Raw genomic sequence first — 21,607 nt, forward strand, 5'->3', positions numbered from 1 at the left:
GGGGCGGGGGGGGTGTGGCCCTGGGGTGGGGTGAGCCGGCCCCGTGTGCCCACGCGTCTGGGGGGTGTCGGGGCCCGCCGGGGGGGGGCGGCCCCCCCCCCCCCCCCCCCCCCCCCCCCCACCACTGCCGCAGCGTGTTTCAGAAGTGAATCACCCCGCGCATGTTCTTGCCGTCGCGTAGGTCCTGGTAGCCCTCGTTGACCTGCTCCAAGGAGTAGGTCGAGGTGATGAGTTCGTCGAGCTTGAGTTGCCCGGCGTCGTACAGGCGTAGCAGGCGCACGATGTCGTACTGCGGATTCGCGGACCCGAAGAGCGTGCCCTTGATCGTCTTCTGATTCAACGTCAGATCCGTGCCGGACACGTGCACCGTCAGCTTCTCGGGATCGGCGAGCCCGGTGATGACGACGGTGCCGCCCTTACCGATTGCTGCGGTCGCGGCTTGCACGACCTCCTCGTCGACGGTTCCGACCAGGATCAGAGCCTGGTCCGCTCCCTGACCCCAGGTGAGTTCGGTCAACTTCTCCTGCGCCGACGCGTAGTCCGCGAACGCGTGAGTTGCCCCGAACTTCAGTGCCTGGTTGCGCTTGAACTCGAGCGGATCCACGACGAGTACATGCTTCGCGCCCGAATGCACCGCTCCCTGAACGGCATTGATGCCGAGTCCGCCGATGCCGTAGATGATCACCGAGTCGCCCGCGCGTACACCACCCGCGTATACCGCAGTACCCCAGCCGGACGGAACGCCGCAGCCCACGAGAACTGCTGTCTCCAAGGGCAACCAGTCGTCGATCTTGACGACGGAGTGCTGCGAGATGGTGGCGCGTTCGGAGAAGGTGCCGAGCATGCACATCGCTCCGAACTCGGTGCCCTTGCTGTCGCGGCGACGGAACGTGCCGTCGGGCATGCAGCCTTCGAGGATCGTTGCGCCCATGTCGCACAGGTTCTGTCGGCCGGTGGAGCAGTAGCGGCAGGTGCCGCAGTTCGGGATGAAGGAACAGACGACATGATCGCCGGGCTTGACCTTGGTGACGCCGGGACCGACTTCTTCGATGATGCCGGAACCCTCGTGGCCGCCGACGATGGGGAAGCGCGGTGGCAGGTCGCCGTCGAGCAGATGTAGATCCGAATGGCACAGTCCTGCGGCCACGTACTTGATCAGGACTTCACCGGGGCCGGGGCCGTCCATGTCCAGTTCGATGATCTCGAACGGCTTGTGTGGCTCGAACAGTACTGCTGCTTTGGTCTTCACGGAGCTTCTCCTGACGTCGATTCAGCGGTCGATGGATGTGGCGTGTCCGACGGTGCCGCTGCTCTCGTATTGCCGGGCGCGCATCCATGCATGGAATTGTGACCCCGATCACGGGCGGTGAGTGTTCAGAAAGTGGACAACCTCAGCCGAGGATGCCGAACTCGCGCATCCGCTTGTACAGCGTGGTTCGACTGATCCCCAGGCTCTCCGCCGTCGTGCGTTTGTTGCCGCCCTGCTGTGCCAACTCGTGCACGATGGCGTCGCGCATCGCGGTGTCGAGGGTGCTCATCCGTGTGGTCGACGCTTTCTTGCGCGGCCGGACCAGTTCCCGTTCGGTGATATCTCCGACGGATCTGCGCGACGCGGCCTCGGTGACCTCGGCCCGGAGTTCGCCGATGTTGCCGGGCCAGTCGTAGTCGATCAACGCCGACAACGCTGCTGGGGTGAAATGCGCGCGGGACTCGAGCTCGGCCATGATGGCGCGGACCAGGTCCGGAATCTCGTGTCGGCGAGAGCGCAACGGGGCCAACTCGATGGTCTCGGCGCACAGTGACAGAAGTTGGCGATGTTCGAGTTCGGCAGAGTCGGTGGCCGAACTCGACAGCGCGTACCACCCGGGAGCGGACGACAGAATCGAATGCAGCCGGCTCGCCACCGGGCCGGTGAGGAAGTGCACGTTCTCGACCACGACATCGTGTGCGGCCCGGACCTGATGCTCGACGCCTGCCAACCACTCGGCCGCAGTCGTCGTCACCAGATCCGACGCGTCGAACCAGCGTGGTGACGTCGTTGCTGTCCAGCGGGCCAGGGTGGTCGATTTTCCGGTGCCGGGTTCACCGTTGACGCACAAAGGCTTTCGTGTCTTCGGTGCCGGTGGTGGTGTACGCACGGTGTCGTGCGGATCGATCTCGATGACGATGCCCGCGGCCGACACCGGACGTTCCCAGCGCACGGTTGCATGCAGTCCGGAATTGAGAATCACATCCTGTACGACGCCGCTGCGCCGGACCGCATCGTCGGTGAGCGAGCGCAGCGCGGAGTGGTCGACTGTGTCCACTATTGCTGCAGCGCTGGTGTTTTCGAGAAGAATCTCGTCGGCTATCGCGATGACGGGTGCACCGCGGCGCTGTGAGGATGCGTACTGAAAAGCCTGGAAGAGTCGTTGTTCGCCCGAACGCGTCTCTTCGAGGAGCCTGCCCTGAATGTCCTGTGCGGCATGGACGAGCATCGGTTGGAGCAACGGGTTGTCGTCGGAGGCCAGGAAGGTGATGTCGAGGACGCCCTCGATGCGGCGGGTGACAGGGTGGATCAGGGGGTGGCCGTAGCAGCCGAAGGTTTTCATCGACTCGATGTAGTGCTCCTCGGCGTGCACAGCGCACGGCGCGCGCATCTCGAAACTCGTCGAGATCGAATTGGTGCCCGACGCTTGTTCGGTGAACGAGCGGCCGACGACCGCGCCCATGGAGGACACCGCATCTCGTAGCGAATGGGTTCCGAAACGGAGATCGACCAGCCGGGCGTCACGGTCCGCGAGCAGGACGCAGTACCCGGAGCCGTGGAGCACGCTCTCCATCCGATCGAGGATGGGATTTGCCGCGGCGAGGAGGCGGCTACGACGGTCGACGTCACGCAGGCTCGCCTGCTCCAGAGTGTCCGCCGGTGCGAGACCGCTCTGCGCCGACCGTTGCCAGGACTTGGCAATGGAATCTCGGAGCTTCTCGGCACCGCTGGGCATCTCGCGCACCTCCGTCGGCCGGCGCATGGTCGTCATACGACGGTATCGCCGACTGCTCCGCTCGACGCACGTTTCGACGGAACCTGCCCGATCGGGCAGTGATGTATTGACAGTGTGCTGTCATATCCGCACAATGACAGCACACTGTCGAAATTCTGGAGGTTCGAGATGACAACGATCGCTCTGTACGCCACCGACACCATGGCCGACTGGGAGTACGGGTACCTCACCGCCGGGCTGGCCATGGCTCGTGAACAAGACCCCGACGCCAATCGGCTGATCGTTGCATCCGAGACAGGGGAGGCCGTCACGACGATGGGAGGATTGCGAATTACTCCGGACGTCGGCTTGGCGGATCTGCCGGCACTCGACGCATTGATTCTGCCCGGCGCGCCCAGTTGGGACTCCGGTCACGACACGGTACTGAAGCTCGCCGCCGAACTGGTTGGGGCGGGAACTCCGGTCGCGGCGATCTGCGGCGCAACAATGGGTTTGGCCCGAACCGGACTGCTCGACGACCGGCCACATACCTCCAATGCCGCCGAGTTCCTCACGCAGGCAATCGAATACCATGGTTCGGAGTACTACCGCGACGAGAAGGCAGTGTCCGACGGCACCGTGATCACCGCAGGCGGCGTGAACCCGTTGGAGTTCGCGAAGCTCGTGTTCGAGCGGTTGAACGTGTTTCCGCAACCCGTGGTCGACGCCTGGTACGGCCTCTACACGACGGGGGAACGCAAGTACTACGACCAGCTGGCGGGCGCATGAAGCAACGCACCCCCGACGGGGATGCGCTGACTGCGCTGGTCCTGCCCGTCTTCGAGCTCAACGGTGAATTCCTCGCCGCCGCACAGGACATCACCGAGCCGACGGGTCTGACCCCGGCGTGGTGGCAGGTTCTCGGAGCCACCTTGGACGAGCCGCTCTCGGTAGCCGACATCGCGCGACGCGTCGGACTGGGGTTGGCGCGACAGAGCGTGCAAAGAACCGCAAACCTGTTGGTGGACAAAGGGTGGGCCGTGTACGTCGACAACCCGAACCACAAGCGCGCGAAGCTGTTGGAACCCACCGCCAAGGGACGCGACACCGTTGCCGAGCTGCGGGATGCGCAACATGCATGGTCCGATGCCGTGGGAGCCGCCGTGGGCGAGAGTGAGCTGAAGGCCTTTGCGGCAACTCTGGAGAAGATCCTTTCGGCATCCAGGGACTATCGCGGCGGCAGTGCATAATTCGGGCATGGTTGCGCTCGGGGTACTGCTGACCGGATTGCTGGCTGGGTTGTCGATGCAATCGGACGGCATCGACATCCTCGGCGACACCAGCGTCGGCGGGCTGTTGCTCTCCAGTGGCGGTGGGGGAGTCGCGGTCGCGCTGATCCTTGCGTCGGGTACGGCGATGGTCGTTCGTCGGCGCAGCATGCTCGCCGGACTGTCCATCGCCGCTGCAGTTGTCATCGGGGGATCGGCACTGCTGTTCTCGTCCGATTTCGCCGAGGTGATGGCAGGCGGAGTCCTGTTGGGATGCAGTGCAGTACAGGCGAGTAGCACGCGGGTTCGGCAGGCACTGCTGACGACATCGTTTCTGCTCGGGCTGCTCAGTGTGGGTGCAGTAGAGGCGTTACAGCACAGCGCAATTCCCCGGCGCTACGCCGACTACCTCACCGAATCCGACATGGGCACACCGGTGGTCGTTCTGGTGCTGTGCTTGCTGGTTGTGCTGGCCGTGGCCTGGGCGGCTGGAGTCGACCGCAGTGACGACTATGCGCCGCCCGAACGCAGCAGGCGAACAGTCGGGGCGATACTGCTGGTGGCGATCGGTGGGCTGCTGCTCAATATGGTGTTCGTGTTCAGCATGTTCCAGAGCCTGTATGGGTTCGGCGGCCACTGGTATCTCGGACTCCTCGTAGTACCCGTGTTGTTTGCGGCGGCCGGCCTGCTACCGGGCCGCAGCGGCGTCATGGTCCTCGCCGGAACGGCGGTGTTGCTCACCTCGACCACCACCGCGGGGGTGGGAATCAGTGCCTCGGACAGGGGCTGGGTACTGGGAATGGTTGCACTCACCGCAGTCTCGGTGGCAGCCGGCACCGCGCTCGGATTGCGTTGGGGACGTCCGTTGATCGGCGTCGCAGTTCTGGCGGTGGTCTGCGTGACGGCACTGTTCGAGCAGCCGCCGCTGGACAACGTTCACTACGTCGCGACCCTGATCGTCTTTCCGGCCGCCGCAGCGTACCTGTACGTGGCGTGCACACCGGCCGCACCGGCGCCGTCGACCCTCGGCCTCGCAATCCCGGCGGCGATCACGGTGCCGATGGTCGTCACCTACGGATGGACGTCGTACACACCACTGACCTCTGCACTGGCGGACACGTCCTGGCCCCGCGTCGAACTGTGGCTCTCGACAGGCGGTGCATGTGCCGCCGTCGCGCTCGCAGGCGTCGGGATGTGGGCCCTCGACCGCTACCGGATTCCGGGGTAAACGACACGCGAAACCTGTTCTGAGATAATGGTATCTGTCCTCTCGAACGTTGTCGCGGCCCAGATTTTCGAGCGGGCTACGGCAGTGCCGGAGCCGGTATGTCGGCGTCGACGGCGGCTTCGAGGGCTGCCGCAACGGCGAGAGCGACGGCATCTTGTCCAGGCGCGGCCGCGACGGTCAGACCGTAAGGCAAGCCGCTCGTCGTGCTACCGATCGGGATCTGTACCGAGGGTGCACCGGTGTTCGCGCTGATACCGCACGCCGCCGTGCCCGCCCACTCCGCTGATGCGGTTTCCGGCGTCGTCGGGTAGATGAGGACGTCGACATTCTGTGCGGCCATGAGGTCGGTCAGCGCCTGCGTTCCCGCCTGTTGTTTTGCGAGGGTCGCATCCTGCGCCGGGTTGGGCAACGAGGGTGCCTCCAACCATTCGGTGATCGTGTCTGCTTCCAGCGCACTGCCTTCGGTCACATCCTCGAAAGTCAAAGCATCCGACGGGAGAGCCCTCGCGGCGACCTCGGGGTGGTAGGCGGCGTCCGTCGAGCTGAGAAACTGGTCGATGGATGGCCGTGCATCCTTGTAGCCACTGTCGGTCAGAACGTCGGTGGCGAACTCCTCGTTCAGCTCGGGTAGTTCGACCAACTGCGGTCCCGATTGAGCGAGTGCCTCGACGGCCGCATCCGAGCCGCTACGGATCTGGGGCCGCACGGCCTGGTCGGGACTGTCCGGATCAGCCCCACGGGCATCGAACGGCCAGGTGAGGTACGCGGCCGTTACCGATGTCAGGTCCACTGCTGCTGCGGAGTCGGACCATCCGTTGTCGTTGCCACTGGTCAGATCGGCCACCGCGGCTGCGTCGGCGACCGAGTGCCCGATCGGCCCGACCACGTCCTGCGAAAGAGACAGGGGGACGACGCCGTCCCTGCTGATCGCATCGTGACTCGGGCGAAAACCCACCAGCCCGGCGTGGGCGGCCGGCCCGACCACCGAGCCGCAGGTGTCCGTACCCAAGGCGATCGGGGCGAACCCCGCCGCCACGGCTACTGCGCTTCCGCCACTGGAACCGCTTGCGCTGAACTCACGGTCGAAAATGTTCGCGGTTGTACCTTCGAGGGAACTCTTGGTGAACGTTCCATGCCAGGCGAATTCGGACATGTTGGTGGTTCCGAGGATGATTGCGCCCGACTCTCGCAGGTTGCGAACCACCGGGGAGTCCTCGACGGGGCGAAACGAACTCAGGTTGACGTTTCCCGCCGTCGCGGCAAGTTCCGAACTTCCGATGTTGCTCTTGATCAACACCGGAATACCGTGCAGCGGGCCCCGTATCGTTCCCGCCGCGCGCTCGTCGTCCAACGTGCCCGCCTCGGCCAGAGCGTCGGCATTGACGTCGACAACAGCATGCAGCGGCGTCGGGCCCGAGTCGTCGTACTTCTCGATCCGGTCCAGATACGTTCGAGTGATATCCGCGCTGGTGTACTGACCCGACTCCAAGCGTGACCGAAGATCGTCGACGCCGAGTCCCTGCAACGGGAGTTCGGACTCGTTGTCGGGAGTGCTGTTCGATTGACAGCCGACGGCGCTGAGCGTGAGAGCCGTGATCAGTACGAGGACGCCCCTGCGGTCTTTGATGGACACGGTAACGACGCTAACGACGCCGTATGCACACGCTGTTACACATCAGTAAATTCGGACCGCGTGACACTCGGAGTCGGAGCTTCGCCGGGGAGTACCGTTTTCGGTATGGCTTACAGATACCTCGGAAACAGTGGACTGAAGATTTCGGAGATCACGTACGGCAACTGGTTGACCCACGGATCGCAGGTGGAGAACGACATCGCCACCCAGTGCGTGCGTGCCGCCCTCGATGCCGGCATCACCACGTTCGACACCGCCGACGTCTACGCCAACGGAGCAGCCGAGACCGTCCTGGGCGACGCGCTGAAAGGCGAGCGTCGGGAATCGCTGGAGATCTTCACCAAGGTCTACTTCCCGGTCGGACCCAAGGGCCCCAACGACACCGGACTCTCGCGCAAGCACATCCTCGAAGGCATCGACGCGTCGCTGCGTCGGCTCGGCACCGACTACGTCGACCTGTACCAGGCCCATCGCTACGACGTCGAAACTCCGCTCGAAGAGACCATCGCCGCATTCGGTGACGTCGTCCGCCAGGGCAAGGCGCTCTACATCGGCGTCTCCGAATGGACCGCCGACCAGCTCCGCGCCGGTCAGGAACTCGCCCGCCAGAACGGGTTCTCGATCATCTCGAACCAGCCGCAGTACTCGGCCCTGTGGCGCGTCATCGAAGATCAGGTGATCCCCGCGTCGAAGGAATTGGGCATCTCGCAGATCGTCTGGTCGCCCATCGCCCAGGGTGTGCTCACCGGCAAGTACCTCCCCGGTCAACCTCTGCCCGACGGTTCGCGCGCCAAGGACGACAAGGGCGGCGACAAGATGATCGCGCGCTACCTCGACGATCAGACGCTCACCCGGGTGCAGCAGCTCAAGCCCATTGCTGACGATCTGGGAATCACCATGGCGCAGTTGGCTGTTGCGTGGGTGCTGGCCAACGACAACATCGCCGCCGCACTCGTCGGTGCCTCCCGCCCCGAGCAGATCGCCGAGAACATCAAGGCCTCCGAGGTCACCCTCGACGCCGACGTGCTCGCGAAGATCGACGATGCGCTCGGCGATTCGGTCGAGCGTGACGCGGGAAAGACGGGCTCGCCGGAAGCACGTCTGGTCTGACCGCCTGCCGGCGTCGGTCCGAGGCGAACAGGGTAATAAGGACGTATGGACATGATCACCGTCGATACACCTCAGGGCCAGGTTCGCGGTCGGACCGACGCAGGCATCACCTCGTTCCTCGGGGTGCCGTACGCCGAGGCCCCGTTCGGCCCCCGTCGATTCCAGGCACCGTCACAGCCGCCTACCTGGGACGGAGTGCGCGACGCGCTCGAGCTCGGGGCCACTGTTCCCAAGGTGGGCTACCGGCCGCCGACCAGTGAGATCCTCAGCGAGCCGGTGGTGCCAGGCGAGGACTGCCTGAACGTCAACGTCTTCACCCCCGATGTCGGCGGCTCGGCACCGGTGTTCGTCTGGATCCACGGCGGCGCATTCGTCAACGGCAGCAACGCGATTCCCACGTACGACGGTTCCGCGTTCGCCCGGGACGGCGTCGTGGCCGTGGTGATCAACTACCGACTCGGAGTCGACGGCTTCGCACTGATCGACGGTGCCCCGGCCAACCGCGGGATGCTGGACCAGGTCGCGGCTCTCGAATGGGTCCGCGACCACATCGCTGCCTACGGCGGTGACCCGGCTCAGGTGACCATCGCCGGTGAATCCGCGGGCGCGATGAGCGTCGGCACCTTGATGTCGATGCCCCGGGCCGAGGGACTCTTCCAGCGGGCAATTCTGCAGAGCGGAGCCGGGCACCATGTCATTGCCGCCGAGACCGCAGGAAAGGTCTCCGCAGCATTGGCGTCCGCGCTCGGTGTCGAGGCAACGGTCGACGGATTTGCTTCGGTGTCGGTGGACGCGTTGGTCGACGCTCAACGTGAACTGTCCGATCGGATCACCGCCGAGGCCCCGACCGGGGCGTGGGGTGAGCTGGCCCTGAACGTCATGGCCTTCGAGCCGTACGTCGACGGCGATGTCGTTCCGGCGCTGCCCATTTCGCGTATCAGCGACGGTGCGGGCACACAGGTGGATGTGTTGATCGGAACCACCAGTGAGGAGCACGCGTTCTTCATCGTGCCCGCCGGCCTCGTTCCGCACATCACCGAGGACTACGTGACGATGGTTCTCGCCGGGTACCGAGCCGATGCATCGGCGCTGGACCGGTACCGCGAGCAGCTGCCCGACGCCTCGGCGGGCGAGCTGATGATCGCCGTCATGACCGACTGGTTCTTCCGCATCCCGGCCACACGCCTGGTCGAGGCCCGTTCCGGAAACGCGTTCGTTTACGAATTCACCTGGCACTCAACGCTGTTCGACGGTGCACTCGGAGCCTGCCATGCGCTCGAGATCCCGTTCGTGTTCGACATGCTGCACAAGCCCGAGACCGCCCGCATCACGGGACCGAATCCGCCGCAGCAGGTGGCCGACCAGATGCACCGTGCCTGGGTCGATTTCGTGCGCGACGGCTCTCCGGGCTGGGACCGGTACGGCACCGACCGGGCCGTGATGATGTTCGGCACCGAGCCGGGCGTCTCCCTCGACCCGAGGCCGGCAACCCGCGCAGTGTGGGACGGGGTTCGCTGACCTTCTCTCGGCAACCTCCGAACGTCGTCTGCGGGGTGGCTCACCGGCGGGTTAATCTCGGATATGCGCAGATTCCTTCCTGGTTTCGGTACGAGTTCTCCGGTCCCCGCGAGGCCTGCTCGCGTCGTGGTGGTCGGTGGGGGCTTCGGCGGCTTCAACGCCTTGCAGCGGCTGGCGAAGCTGCTGGGGCCCGATCGCGCCGTGCTGACGTTGGTGGCCCCCACCGACTACCTGCTCTACAGTCCGCTGCTACCCGAGGTCGCCACCGGCGTTCTGGATCCGCGGGACATCGCCGTCTCGACCCGCCAGGCGCTGCCGCGCGTCAAGTTGGTGCTCGGTCACGTCACGACCGTCGATTTCGACGCGCGCGAGCTGACGGTGATCGGCCCCGACGGCGACTCGACGCTCGAGTGGGACAAGCTGATACTCGCGCCCGGGTCGGTGACCAAGCAGTTCGACATCCCCGGTGTCGACGAGCATGCGTACGGGCTCAAGACGCTGAGTGAAGCCGTCTACATCCGCAACCATGTGCTCGCGCAACTCGACGCAGCCGATGCTCTGCCGGACACCCCGGAAGGCCGGAGCGAGCGAGCCGAGCGGCTGACGGTGGTGGCCGTGGGGGCCGGCTACACGGGCACCGAATTCGTTGCCCAGATGCAGAATTGGGTCAAAGGCATTGCATCCCGTTGGGCGAGCGTCGACCCGGACGAGGTGCGCTGGGTGCTGGTCGACGTGGCCGACGTGGTGCTGCCGGAACTCGGCGCGCGACTGGGCAAGGAAGCGCTCGCCGTGCTCGCCGAGCGAGGTGTCGACGTCCGGCTGGGGGTGTCGGTGGCATCGGCCACCGCAACGTCGGTGACGCTCACCGACGACGAGGTGATCCCGTCCCGAACTCTGGTGTGGGGAGCGGGCGTCGCCGCGAGTCCGCTCATCGCACGGCTGGGTCTGCCCACCGACCGCGGCCGCCTGGTGGTGGGCGCGGACATGACCGTGCCTGGGGTAACGGATGTCTGGGCGATCGGCGACGCGGCGGCAGTCCCCGACCTCGCCGCCGACCCGTCGAAGCCGACACCGCCGACGGCGCAGCACGCCCAGCGCCAAGGCGTCGCCGTCGCACAGAATGTGGCGGCGTCGATGGGCGTCGGGCAGGCACGTCCGTACAAGCACAAGGATCTGGGTCTCGTCGCCGATCTCGGCGGATTCGACGGTGTGGCAAAGCCTCTGGGCATACCGCTGACCGGCCCAGTGGCGAAGTTCGTCGCGCGCGGTTATCACCTGTACGCCTTGCCGACGGTGTCCGCGCGAGTGCGGGTGGCAACGGACTGGCTGTACTCCTCGGTGCTGCCGACCCGCGTCGTCAACCTGGCCCAGGTGCGATCCGAGGACGCGCTGATCAAGAAAGCTCAGGCAATCGATCTGTACGAGTGAGTGCTGCGCACACATGCACGTGCACGGAACTTCGTAGCAGGCTACGAAGTTCCGTGCACATGGGTCACCTCAGGTGATGCACTTCCTGCAATCCGTAGACCGGGGTGTCGATGCCCTCGTAGCGCGCCTTGATCTGCAGCGCGAGGTAGAGCGAGTAGTGGCGTGACTGGTGCAGATTGCCGCCGTGAAACCAGAAGTTCTCCTGCTGCGTCGGCTTCCACATGTTGCGCTGCTCGCCCTCCCATGGACCGGGATCCTTGGTGGTGTCCGAGCCGAGGCCCCAGCATTTGCCGACCTTGTCCGCGGTCTCCTGATCGATGAGGTCTGCCACCCAGCCGTTCATCGAGCCGTAGCCGGTGGCGTAGACGATCAGATCGGCAGGCAGTTCGGTGCCGTCGTCGAGCACGACGCCGGTCTTGCTGATCCGATCCACCTGCCCGGCAACGAGTTTGATCTTGCCGTCCGCGACCAGCTCGGATGCGCCGACGTCGATGTAGTAGCCCGAGCCGCGGCGCAGGTACTTCATGAACAGCCCGGACCCGTCGTCACCGAAATCGAGCTGGAAGCCGGCCTTCTCCAGCCGATCGTAGAAGTCCTTGTCCTGCTCCGCGATCTGCTGATACACCGGAATCTGGAACTCGTGCATGATCCGGTACGGCAACGACGCGAACGTGAGATCGGCCTTGCCCGTGGTCATCCCGGACTCGACGGCCCGCTCGGAGTACAGATCACCCAGCGCGATCTCACACAGAGAATCGGACTTGACGATGTGCGTGGACGAGCGCTGCAGCATGGTCACGTCGACGCCCGTCTCGTACAGCGCCTTGCAGATGTCGTGCGCGGAGTTGTTGGAACCGACCACCACGACGCGCTTGCCGACATACGCGTCGGGGCCGGGGTGTTCGCTGGAATGGTGCTGCTCACCCTTGAATTCGTCCATGCCGGGGAAGTTCGGCACGTTCTTCTTGCCGGACATTCCGGTGGCCATCACCAGCTGCTTGGGCCGCAGGATCACTTCTTCGCCGTCGCGGTCCACGACGACCGTCCACTCCTTCGCCACCTCGTCGTAGGTAGCGGACTTCGCGGTGGTCTTGGTCCAGTAGGGGACCTCCATGACCTTGGTGTACATCTCGAGCCAGTCGCCGATCTTGTCCTTCGGCGCGAACACCGGCCAGTTCGGCGGGAACGGCAGGTACGGCAGGTGGTCGTACCAGACCGGGTCGTGCAGGCACAGGGACTTGTAGCGGCCGCGCCACTGGTCGCCGGGGCGCTCGGCACGGTCGACGACGATCGCAGGCACACCGAGCTGACGGAACCGAGCGCCGAGAGCGATACCGCCCTGGCCTCCGCCGACGACGAGGGCGTACGGCTGCACGCTGTAGCCGAGTTCCTTCTCCTCGATCTCCTTCTTCTCCGCCCAGTTCTGGGTATCGGCATTCGAGCCGTGCACCGCGCCCTTGATGCGGGACTTTCCCTGCCGCTCCTCGTGCCCCTTGAGCTCCTGCATCGTGGTCAGCAGCGTCCACGCGACGTCCTGGCCGGTATCGGCGTCGACGGTCAGCCGCAGGTGACCCTTGCCGCGGCTGGTCGCGGTCTCGAACTCGATCCACGCCGAGACGACGCCGTCTGCCTCGTCGGGAGTCTCGGTGGTGCGGAAACCCGTCGGATCGGTGTCGTCGAGCCGCTCGGAGAGCATGTCGGACACGCCGTCGCGTCCCTCCACCGTCTTCAGATTCCAGGTGAAGGTGACGAGATCGCGCCAGAAGCTGCCGACGGCGAACATGCCGGCAACGCGAGGAATGTCGCGTGCGACCAGCGCCTGCTCGAACTCCGACAGCCAGGCGTCGACCCGTTCCTGCGGGGTGTGGGTGCGGGCGATGTCGACCGGCTCGATGGTCTGGGTCATCAAAACTCCTAGCGGTGTGCGGGACCTTCTGTGTGACCCAGCACACTCCTTCAGGGGTGGGTGGTCGAGAGTTGCAGGGGGTTGCAGTGCGAATCCGGTGCAGCTGACCGCGCTCAGCGCGGTCGAATGCACCCGATTTCGAGGGCAGTGACTGCAACGCGCTGCAACCCTGTCCGAAGTGGTCGGCGTCACATAGACATGAGTGCATCCGACGATCAGGAGTGAAACGATGCGCGCAGCTGTGTACTACGGCCCCAACAAGGTGGAGATCACCGACGTACCCGAGCCTAATCCAGGTGAAGGGCAGGTCAAGATCCAAGTCGGGTTCAACGGAATCTGCGGAACCGACTTGCACGAGTACTACGCCGGCCCCATCTTCATCCCCACCTCGCCGCATCCGCTGACCGGTCAGGAGATGCCGCTGGTGCTGGGCCACGAGTTCTCGGGCACGGTCACCGAACTCGGCAAGGGTGTCACCGGCATCAACGTGGGCGACCGCGTCGCCATCGAGCCGCTCTACCGCTGCGGGCACTGCGGCCCGTGCCGCGCGGGCAACTACAACATCTGCGCGCAGATCGGCTTCCACGGACTGATGTCCGACGGCGGAATGGCCGAGTACACCGTGGTGCCCACAGACATGATTCATGCCTTGCCCGACAACGTCTCCCTCGAACTCGGTGCGCTCGTCGAGCCGATGTCGGTCGCCTATCACGCTGCGACACTGGGGGATCCGAAGCCCGACGACACCGCGATGGTGTTCGGGGCCGGTCCCATCGGCATCGGACTGTGGTTCGCGCTGCGCGGCAAGGGCGTCGAGAACGTGTACGTCGTCGAACCATCGCCGACGCGTCGAGCATCGATCGAAGCCCTGGGCGCGAAGACCCTGGACCCGACGGCTGTCGACGTCCCCGCCTTCATCGCCGATCTCACCGACGGCAACGGAGCCGATGCGATCTACGACGCGGCAGGCGTTCAACCGGCCGTCGAGACAGCGCTCGGATGCATCGGTGCGCGAAAGCCACTGGTCAGCGTCGCGATCTACGAAAAGCCCCTGACCACACCGCTGCAGAAGTTGGTGATGAACGAATCCCGGATTCAGGGGTCGCTCTGCTACACCTCCGCCGACTACGAGGCCGTCATCGATCTGATGAGCCAGGGCCACTACGACACGACGGGCTGGGTCGACAAGATCACGCTCGACGGCGTCATCGACGACGGGTTCGAGGCGCTGCACGCGGGCACCAAGATGAAGGTCCTCGTAGACCCATCCACCGGAGCAGCGTCATGAGCGCGGTGTTGGTGACCGGTGCCGGCCAGGGTATCGGCCGGGCCATCGCGTTGCGGTTGGCGAACGACGGACACGACATCGCCCTGGTGGACCTGGCCGAGGACAAGATCGCCGGCGTCGCCGATGAGGTACGTGAAACCGGCTCGAAAGCAACGACATTCGTGGCCGACGTCAGCGACCGCGACCAGGTGTTCGCCGCCGTAGAACACACGCACGAGGCGCTCGGCGGGTTCGACGTCATCGTCAACAACGCGGGCATCGCGCAGGTTGCCCCGCTCGACGATGTGCGCCCCGACGACACGAAGAAGATCTGGGCCGTCAACGTCGACGGTGTGCTGTGGGGAATTCAAGCTGCCGCAGCAAAATTCAGGTCTCTCGGTCAGAAGGGCAAGATCGTCAACGCGTCGTCGATCGCCGGTCACGACGGGTTCGCGATGCTCGGGGTCTACAGCGCAACGAAATTCGCCGTTCGCGCTCTGACTCAGGCCGCAGCGAAGGAATACGCGGCCGAGGGGATCACCGTCAACGCGTACTGCCCCGGCGTGGTGGGCACCGATATGTGGGTCACCATCGACAAGCGTTTCGCCGAGCTGACGGGCGCAGCGGAAGGCGAGACCTACGACAAATTCGTCGGCGGCATCGCCCTCGGTCGCGCGCAGACCCCCGAGGATGTCGCGGCGTTCGTCTCGTACCTCGCCGGGCCCGACTCGGACTACATGACCGGCCAGGCACCGTTGATCGACGGCGGTCTGGTCTATCGGTAACCCCCGTTGATGTCGATCTGTGAGCTGGAGCACAATTGACTGTGATGACGCAGTCGACAGGTCCTGAACCTGCGCTGGCGGCCGGCGAAGACCCGCGCCGCTACGCGCAAATTCTCACTGCCGTGTACGACGCGACCATGACCGGCGGCAAGTCGCCTGCACGTCCCCGCGAGGTCATCGGGGACTCGTGGCGACGGCTGCAGACCCTGGGCATCGACCCGGAACTGGGCAACCCCGCCGAGACACAGATGGACGTCTCCGATCTCGAGCTGAGCCGTCGGGAATCGGGGCTGTTCGACATCCTCGACGATTTGGCCCGCGGCCTGGAATCGGTGGTGCAGGACGGCGACAACATCCTCGTCGTCGCCGATCGGCACGGCCGGGTGCTGTGGCGCAGCGGATCGACGGCGGTACTCGACCGCGCCGACGACCTCGGCTTCGTGGAGGGTGCCAACTGGGCCGAGGACTCGGTGGGCACCAATGCCATCGGCACCGCGCTGGTCTCCCGGCGCGCGGTGCAGATCTTCTCGGCCGAACACTATGTGCGCAGCCACCATTCGTGGACGTGCGCCGGTGCGCCCATCCGTGATCCGCGAACCGGCCAGGTGCTGGGAGCCATCGACGTCAGCGGCCCGGCGAAGACGGTCCACCCCACCACCATCGCACTCGTCGACGCCGTCGCACGGTTGGCGGAATCTCAACTGCGGGAACTTCATCGGAGCACCCTCGATCGACTGCGTTCGGTGGCCGCACCGATGCTCGCGCGCCTGCAGTCCCCGGCCCTCGCGGTGGACGCGAACGGTTGGGTCGCGGCTGTCGAATCGGTGGCGCTGCGTAATCGCATCCTGTTGCCCGAGGATCTGGCGACCGGACGCTTCTGGCTGCCGACCCTCGGCGTGTGCGACTTCGAGCCCCTGCCCGGTGGCTGGCTCGTCCGACCCACCAGCACGATGGATTCCGGCGTCGCCGATGTCGGATCGACGAGAATTCGCATCGACCTACGCAATTCGCAGAAACCTCGCATCGAAGTGCGCAGCGAGGTGGGGGAGTGGACCCACGAGCCGACGCCCCGGCACGCCGAAATTTTGTACCTTCTCGCCACGCATCGGCAGGGGCGAACCGCGTCGCAAATGGCCGCCGATCTGTTCGGCGACGACGGACGTGCCATCACCGTGCGGGCCGAGATGTCGCGGCTGCGCAAACACCTCGCTGGCATCATCTCCACGCAGCCGTACCGACTGGACGAATCCGCGACCGTCGAACTGGTCATGCCATCGGACATGAGCCGATTGCTGCCGCATTCGTCGGCCCCGGCGATCCGGGCGGCACGGGGTTGAGCCGTAGCGCAGAATCGGGGGAATGAACCGCCTCGCCCGAATCCTCGACGCCTCGGATCCGGGACAGGTACGGCTGCGCGGTGCGTCGGCGACGACGCTGACGGTATTGCTGGCGATGGTGACGCTGGTGCTGATCACGCGCGCCATCGGGCAGCCGGTGACGGTGGCGATGCTCGGAACCGTCGTGGCGATGCAGGCATCGGCGGCGGTGAAGGACAAGGACCAGCACAGTCGGCTGGTCACCACCTCACTGATGGCGTTGCCGGCCTCGGCGGCAGTGACGTTGGCGGCGCTGCTCTCCGAGCTCGGCAAGGTCGCCGACGTCGGATTCATCGCGGTGTTGTTCACGGCCGTGTGGGTGCGCCGTTTCGGCCCGCGCGGCACGGCGCTGGGCATGGTCTCGTTCATCTCGTACTTCTTCGCGCTGTTCCTGCGCGCGAGCCCGGGACAGCTGCCGATGCTCATCGCGGCGATCCTCGGCGGCTTGGTGATCGCCCTGTTCGTGCGAGCGGTCATCTTCCCGGATCGGCCGATCGTGGAGGTTCGTCGGTTGCTGTTCGCCATGCGGGCGGTCTCGGTGTCGGTGCTCGAGGCGGCGTCGGCAGGGGAAAGCCGCGACCTGAACCTGGTGCGCCGCAGACTCGACCGACTCGGCAACACGGCGCTGCTGATCGACGACTGGCTCGACCGACACGATGCCGGGCAACTGCTCAGCGTCACGAGCACCGATCTGTCGCTCCGCGTGTTCGACGCCCAGATCGCCACCGAGCAGCTCGTCAGCTCACTGTGGGCTCTGGATCCCGCGAAACCCTGGCCGACATCACTGGGGCAGGCGACAACGGCACTGGGGTCGGTTCTGCAGAACACACCGTCCGCGGAGCAGCTGCGTGCGGCCCGTCGGTTGGCGTCCAAGGCTGCCGAGCGCGCCGACCCGTCCACCCTGGCGGGGATCGCTACGGTCTCGGCGCAGCGAGCTGTGCAGGCGCACATCGCTATTCATCACATCACCACCAATGCCGTCTCGGTGTCGGCGACCGCCGCTGTGGAGCCGTCCGAGGCGGCGGTGAAGGACACGCCGAGCGGACTCGACCCCAGCACCAAGGCCGCCATCCAGGTCGCCGTCGCCACCAGCGCGGCGACCGTACTCGGCGAACTGGTCTCACCCGACCGTTGGTACTGGGCCGTACTGACGGCGTTTCTGGTGTTCACGGGGGCGTCGACGCGGGGCGAAATCCTCACGCGCGCAGGCCAACGCGTCCTCGGGACCATCGCGGGTGTGCTCGCCGGGGTGGTGATCGCCGCACTGGTGGGCAACAATCAACCCCTGCAGTTGGTGCTGATCGTCGTCTGTGTCTTCTTCGCGTTCTATCTGGTGACGGTGGCGTATGCGCTGCTGTCGTTCTTCGTCACCATTCTGCTCGCGATGCTCTACGGGCTACTGGGCACCTTCAGTATCGAGGTGCTCGAGCTTCGGATCGTCGAGACCGCCGTCGGCGGCGTGGTCGGTATGGTCTCCGCCTACTTCATCTTCTCGACGAGTACTCGAAAGACGTTGGTGGACAAGGTCGATACGTATCTCAAGCAGTTGGATACGTTGATCGAATCGAGCGTGGAATCGGTCATCGCTCCGGGCGAAGGGACCGACCTGGTGGCGTCGACGCGCACGCTCGACAATGCCTTGAAGGATGTAGTGACGGCCGGAAAGCCGCTGGTGCTCGGGCCGACGACCCGCAGCAGGCGAGGCGCGAAACGACTGTTGCGAGTGCTGGCAGTCAGCGGCCGATCGGCTCATGCTCTGGCCCGCGCGGGTGTGCTGGCCTCCCGCGCCGACGCGGGAACGGCTCCGACGGCCGAGACTGCCCAGGCACTGCGCGACGCGGCGGCCCTGGTGCGCGACACTGTGCGTCACGTGGAGGCAGCCGTTGCCGGAAATCACGTCGAGCCGCCGGAGAAGATCACCGAGACAACGGTATTGGATGTGCTGCTCACCTCCACCAACGCGCCCGGTCCGCTGCGGGGTGCGGTGCGCGCACTGAACACGATGAACCGAACACTCGCCGATGTGTTGACTCGGGGTTGACCCTCACATCGTGACAAGGTCTTGGCTGACGGCCATGAACGAACTACTTCGGCACCACGCTTCTTCGGTTCGGCTTCGAGCCGCGCTCGATATCGGCACCACGCCGAACCTGCAGTTTCTCGACGCGCTGGTGCAGCGCTGCGCCGTCGAACCGGATTTTCAGGTGCGAGAGATGTTGACGTGGGCGCTGATTCGGCTTCCCGCGTCGGCGACGGTTCCGCGGTTGATCGAGGAGGTGAGATCGGGCGGTCCGCAGGCTCGCAGTCAGGCGCTACACACGTTGTCGAAAATCAAGGACGAGTCGGCGTGGGAGGCGATCACCTCTTCCGTGCTTGTTGATCCGGACGACGAAGTGGCCCGAAGCGCATGGCGAGCCGCAGTGGTTCTGGTGCCGGCAGGAAGTGAATCAGCATTGGCGACAATGCTGTCCACCCAACTCGGCCGAGGTGGGCACGACGTCCAGCGAAGTCTGAGCCGCGCTCTGGTGGCACTGGGGTCGGTGATCGAGCCGATGCTGCGGGAGGCCGCGTCGAGCAAGGATGCTGCTGTTCGTGCTCACGCGCGAGCAACCGAGGCGCTGCTGCTGGACCCGGATGCCGGGTTCGCCGTGTTCGAGGCCAAACGCGCCGATGCCCTTGGCGTAGTCGACACGGCGGGGTGAGATAGGACGATGTTGATCGGTGAAGTGGCGCGGCGGTCCGGGGTCAGTGCGCGCATGCTCCGGCACTACGACAGGCTCGGACTCGTGCGCCCGACCTCGCGTAGCGGCACCGGCTACCGCGAGTACTCCCCGGATGATGTTCGGCGCCTGTTCCACGTCGAGTCTCTGCGTTCGCTCGGGTTGTCGTTGCACGACGTCGGGCGTGCGCTCGACGACCCGAGTTTTGCGGCCTCGGGACTCGTCGACGAGCTCGCCGCCCGAACCGAGGAACGCATCGCTCGGGATACCGAGTTGCTCACGCGGTTGCGTCGCATTGGCGACCCGCGGCCGGCGGACTGGGAGGACGTACTCGACACCGTGGCGCTGCTGAGTGATCTCGGGTCTGTCAGTGCAGGGAAGCGGCAGACGGCGGCGCTGTCCTCCGTCGGAGATCGACCCATTCCGGCAGACGCCCTGGCCGAGGCGGTGCTGCGCGAGCCCGCAACCAACGTGGCCGGCGCACTGCGGTGGGCCCTCGCTCAGTCGGGTGGGGACGCGATCGGGCCGCTGCAGGAGGGCCTGAATTCTTCGGACCCCGAGGTACGACGCCGCGCCGTGGATACCGTCGTCGAGATATCTCACCCCGATGCCACCGAACTACTGACCGAGTCGCTGGTCCACGACGACGAGCAGGTCCGGCGGGTCGCTGCACTGGAACTGGCGACTCGAGGCGTCGTCGACGCCGTTCCGACACTGATCGCGATGGTGCACGACGGCACGAACGATGTGGATGCCGCGGATGCCCTGGGCGTGCTGGGATCCGCCGACTCGATCGTGGCGGCGTTGATGGACGGCATCGACGACTCTGTGGTGCGACAGCGAGTGACACAGGCGTTGGCGAGCATTCCGGGCTCGGCGGCGCTCGCGGCACTGCAGGAACTGTCCCGGGATTCGGAGCGATCGATTGCACTGACGGCCCAGTACATCCTCGGCCGGAGGGAGTGAAGACCTTCGGTACCGTCGGAGGTATGAAGGCTTTCGGACTGCTCGCGGCATCGATGATCATGTTGACTGCCTGCTCCACCGCAACCACCCCGGCCGCACCCGCCGAACCCGTTGCCGAGAACCAGGTGACCGTCGCCGATCGAATGTACTCGCCGAAGTCGCTGACGATCTCCGTGGGGGACACCGTCACCTGGGTGTTCGCCGACCGCGGCATGGCCCACAACGTGGTTGCCGACGACAACTCGTTCCGAAGTGCATTGATGGAGACCGGACAGTTCACGCACACCTTCGATACCGCGGGCACCTTCACCTACCACTGCACCCCGCATCCGGACATGACGGCGACGATCGTCGTTGAACCCTGATGGACGCTGGAACCGTGATGGACTGGTAGTCATGACGGCACCCACCCGATCGCGCAGCATCGCCGCACCCCTCGGTGTGGCCGCTGCGGCTGTCGGTGGGGCAGTGCTGCTGCACGTTCGTGACCCTCGCACTTCGGCGTACCTTCCCTGCCCGTTTCACGCGCTGACCGGATTGTGGTGCCCTGGATGCGGCACGACCCGGGCTCTCGGTGACCTCACCCGCGGAGATATCTTCGCGGCCGCGTCGAGCAATATCGTTGCGGTTGTGGTTGCCGTCGGCGCACTCGCAGTGTGGGCGCTGTGGCTGCGCGCTCGGTGGACCGGACGCCCGCTCGAACTCCCGCGATTCAACCGCCCCACGGTGGTCGTCCTGATCGCCGTCCTCACAGTGTTCACCGTGGTGCGCAACACCCCGTGGGGCTCCGCGATCGCCCCGACCTGAAACCACTAGGAGTTGGACATGCTGCTGGAAATCTTCTCGATCATCGTGCTGTTGGGAGTGCTCATCGCGCTCATCCCCACGGCCCGCCGCGTTTTCAAGAAGGGTGACGACGAATGAGCGACTCGCTGAAGGATCGCGTCCGCGCGAAATTGCTCGCGCAACTCGCCGACGACGGAGGCACGGCTGCCGAACAAGCCGAGGGCGATGACCCACGCTTGAACGCACTGCGCGACGACCTCGAAGCACTCGATGCTGCGCAGGACGGGGATCCGGTGATCGACGACATCGCCGCGAGACATTGGGTGCCCTGAGCGCCCTGCCCCTGGGGAGTCAATGTGACTGTGAGTATGGATATGTCCGGTTGATACTGGATATCTGCAGTGGGCCGGGGCCTGACTCACAATGTGACCGACGTCCGATGGACTGTCTTATAAACGATGTGTCGGTTCCCGACCCTCTGTCGCTGTAGACACACGCGACCGGTGGGCGAAGTGACTTCATAGGAGCCTGTCCAAAGAGTCCCATCACAGTCTTGTCCGCCGTCCCGGCCGGTGGGTGGCCACCACCACGAAGGGATAGCCATGTCCAGCATGACCGACAATCCACCCGATGTCAGCACCACCGTCTTCGTA

Annotated in this window: 19 protein-coding genes; 15 read left to right on the forward strand and 4 right to left on the reverse strand. The window is 65.4% G+C overall.

All coding sequences use genetic code 11. From position 1 onward, the window contains the following. Nucleotides 1-139 precede the first annotated feature (139 nt). Together R4P47_RS24310 and R4P47_RS24315 are read right to left on the reverse strand one after the other, a co-directional pair. Nucleotides 140-1,249 (reverse strand): NDMA-dependent alcohol dehydrogenase, encoded by a 1,110-nt coding sequence (locus R4P47_RS24310; protein WP_068053551.1) that lies wholly within the window; start codon nucleotides 1,247-1,249, stop codon nucleotides 140-142. 142 nt (nucleotides 1,250-1,391) lie between these two features. After that, nucleotides 1,392-3,011 (reverse strand): sigma-54-dependent Fis family transcriptional regulator, encoded by a 1,620-nt coding sequence (locus tag R4P47_RS24315; protein WP_317786001.1) that lies wholly within the window; start codon nucleotides 3,009-3,011, stop codon nucleotides 1,392-1,394. Nucleotides 3,012-3,152: 141 nt separating this feature from the next. Here R4P47_RS24315 and R4P47_RS24320 point away from each other — a divergent pair, with 141 nt between their 5' ends. Genes R4P47_RS24320 through R4P47_RS24330 form a run of 3 tightly spaced genes read left to right on the forward strand, consistent with a single transcriptional unit; the run spans nucleotide 3,153 to nucleotide 5,459 of the window. Then, nucleotides 3,153-3,752 (forward strand): DJ-1/PfpI family protein, encoded by a 600-nt coding sequence (locus R4P47_RS24320; protein WP_317786002.1) that lies wholly within the window; start codon nucleotides 3,153-3,155, stop codon nucleotides 3,750-3,752. Continuing rightward, complete coding sequence (locus R4P47_RS24325; RefSeq protein WP_317786003.1) at nucleotides 3,749-4,213, forward strand: MarR family winged helix-turn-helix transcriptional regulator; 465 nt, start codon at nucleotides 3,749-3,751, stop codon at nucleotides 4,211-4,213. Before R4P47_RS24320 ends, R4P47_RS24325 begins: the two co-directional genes overlap by 4 nt. A 7-nt stretch (nucleotides 4,214-4,220) precedes the next feature. Continuing rightward, nucleotides 4,221-5,459, forward strand: coding sequence for a hypothetical protein (locus R4P47_RS24330; protein WP_317786004.1), 1,239 nt, complete (start codon nucleotides 4,221-4,223; stop codon nucleotides 5,457-5,459). A 76-nt stretch (nucleotides 5,460-5,535) separates the two neighbouring features. On the opposite strand, the gene R4P47_RS24335 is transcribed toward R4P47_RS24330, so the two are convergent. Next, nucleotides 5,536-7,092, reverse strand: coding sequence for an amidase (locus tag R4P47_RS24335; RefSeq protein WP_317786005.1), 1,557 nt, complete (start codon nucleotides 7,090-7,092; stop codon nucleotides 5,536-5,538). A gap of 105 nt (nucleotides 7,093-7,197) precedes the next feature. Between R4P47_RS24335 and R4P47_RS24340 the strand changes: the two genes are divergently transcribed. The 3 genes from R4P47_RS24340 (at nucleotide 7,198) to R4P47_RS24350 (ending at nucleotide 11,148) form a co-directional block, all read left to right on the forward strand. Further along, the gene (locus R4P47_RS24340) at nucleotides 7,198-8,202 is read left to right on the forward strand and encodes an aldo/keto reductase family protein (RefSeq protein ID WP_149406430.1); all 1,005 of its coding nucleotides are present in this window, start codon (nucleotides 7,198-7,200) and stop codon (nucleotides 8,200-8,202) included. 45 nt (nucleotides 8,203-8,247) lie between these two features. Beyond that, complete coding sequence (locus R4P47_RS24345) at nucleotides 8,248-9,720, forward strand: carboxylesterase/lipase family protein (protein WP_411567387.1); 1,473 nt, start codon at nucleotides 8,248-8,250, stop codon at nucleotides 9,718-9,720. A gap of 63 nt (nucleotides 9,721-9,783) precedes the next feature. Beyond that, a complete protein-coding gene (locus tag R4P47_RS24350; RefSeq protein WP_317786007.1) occupies nucleotides 9,784-11,148 on the forward strand; it encodes an NAD(P)/FAD-dependent oxidoreductase in 1,365 nt (454 codons plus the stop codon). Between the two features lie 64 nt (nucleotides 11,149-11,212). On the opposite strand, the gene R4P47_RS24355 is transcribed toward R4P47_RS24350, so the two are convergent. Continuing rightward, nucleotides 11,213-13,054: an NAD(P)/FAD-dependent oxidoreductase gene (locus tag R4P47_RS24355; protein WP_317786008.1), complete on the reverse strand. Its 1,842-nt coding sequence runs from the start codon at nucleotides 13,052-13,054 to the stop codon at nucleotides 11,213-11,215. A gap of 229 nt (nucleotides 13,055-13,283) precedes the next feature. Here R4P47_RS24355 and R4P47_RS24360 point away from each other — a divergent pair, with 229 nt between their 5' ends. From R4P47_RS24360 to R4P47_RS24400, 9 genes are all read left to right on the forward strand, one after another. After that, nucleotides 13,284-14,342, forward strand: a complete 1,059-nt coding sequence (locus tag R4P47_RS24360; protein WP_317549762.1) for a 2,3-butanediol dehydrogenase — start codon at nucleotides 13,284-13,286, stop codon at nucleotides 14,340-14,342. Then, nucleotides 14,339-15,106, forward strand: coding sequence for an acetoin reductase (locus R4P47_RS24365; RefSeq protein ID WP_300521050.1), 768 nt, complete (start codon nucleotides 14,339-14,341; stop codon nucleotides 15,104-15,106). The genes R4P47_RS24360 and R4P47_RS24365 overlap by 4 nt, the downstream gene beginning before the upstream one ends. A 44-nt stretch (nucleotides 15,107-15,150) precedes the next feature. Further along, nucleotides 15,151-16,443, forward strand: coding sequence for a GAF domain-containing protein (locus tag R4P47_RS24370; protein WP_068053582.1), 1,293 nt, complete (start codon nucleotides 15,151-15,153; stop codon nucleotides 16,441-16,443). Nucleotides 16,444-16,465: 22 nt separating this feature from the next. Continuing rightward, nucleotides 16,466-18,523 carry an FUSC family protein gene (locus tag R4P47_RS24375; RefSeq protein WP_317786009.1) on the forward strand — a complete coding sequence of 686 codons (2,058 nt, stop codon included), beginning with the start codon at nucleotides 16,466-16,468 and terminating at the stop codon, nucleotides 18,521-18,523. Between the two features lie 34 nt (nucleotides 18,524-18,557). After that, nucleotides 18,558-19,184 carry a HEAT repeat domain-containing protein gene (locus tag R4P47_RS24380; RefSeq protein ID WP_317786011.1) on the forward strand — a complete coding sequence of 209 codons (627 nt, stop codon included), beginning with the start codon at nucleotides 18,558-18,560 and terminating at the stop codon, nucleotides 19,182-19,184. Between the two features lie 9 nt (nucleotides 19,185-19,193). Continuing rightward, nucleotides 19,194-20,168 (forward strand): HEAT repeat domain-containing protein, encoded by a 975-nt coding sequence (locus R4P47_RS24385; RefSeq protein ID WP_411567388.1) that lies wholly within the window; start codon nucleotides 19,194-19,196, stop codon nucleotides 20,166-20,168. A gap of 23 nt (nucleotides 20,169-20,191) precedes the next feature. Continuing rightward, nucleotides 20,192-20,533: a plastocyanin/azurin family copper-binding protein gene (locus tag R4P47_RS24390; RefSeq protein ID WP_269596638.1), complete on the forward strand. Its 342-nt coding sequence runs from the start codon at nucleotides 20,192-20,194 to the stop codon at nucleotides 20,531-20,533. A 31-nt stretch (nucleotides 20,534-20,564) separates the two neighbouring features. Beyond that, nucleotides 20,565-20,975: a DUF2752 domain-containing protein gene (locus tag R4P47_RS24395; protein ID WP_317786010.1), complete on the forward strand. Its 411-nt coding sequence runs from the start codon at nucleotides 20,565-20,567 to the stop codon at nucleotides 20,973-20,975. A 113-nt stretch (nucleotides 20,976-21,088) separates the two neighbouring features. Then, nucleotides 21,089-21,286, forward strand: coding sequence for a hypothetical protein (locus tag R4P47_RS24400; protein ID WP_094640895.1), 198 nt, complete (start codon nucleotides 21,089-21,091; stop codon nucleotides 21,284-21,286). Nucleotides 21,287-21,607 lie beyond the last annotated feature (321 nt).

This window comes from Rhodococcus sp. IEGM 1370 (assembly GCF_033142325.1).
Lineage (GTDB): Bacteria > Actinomycetota > Actinomycetes > Mycobacteriales > Mycobacteriaceae > Rhodococcoides.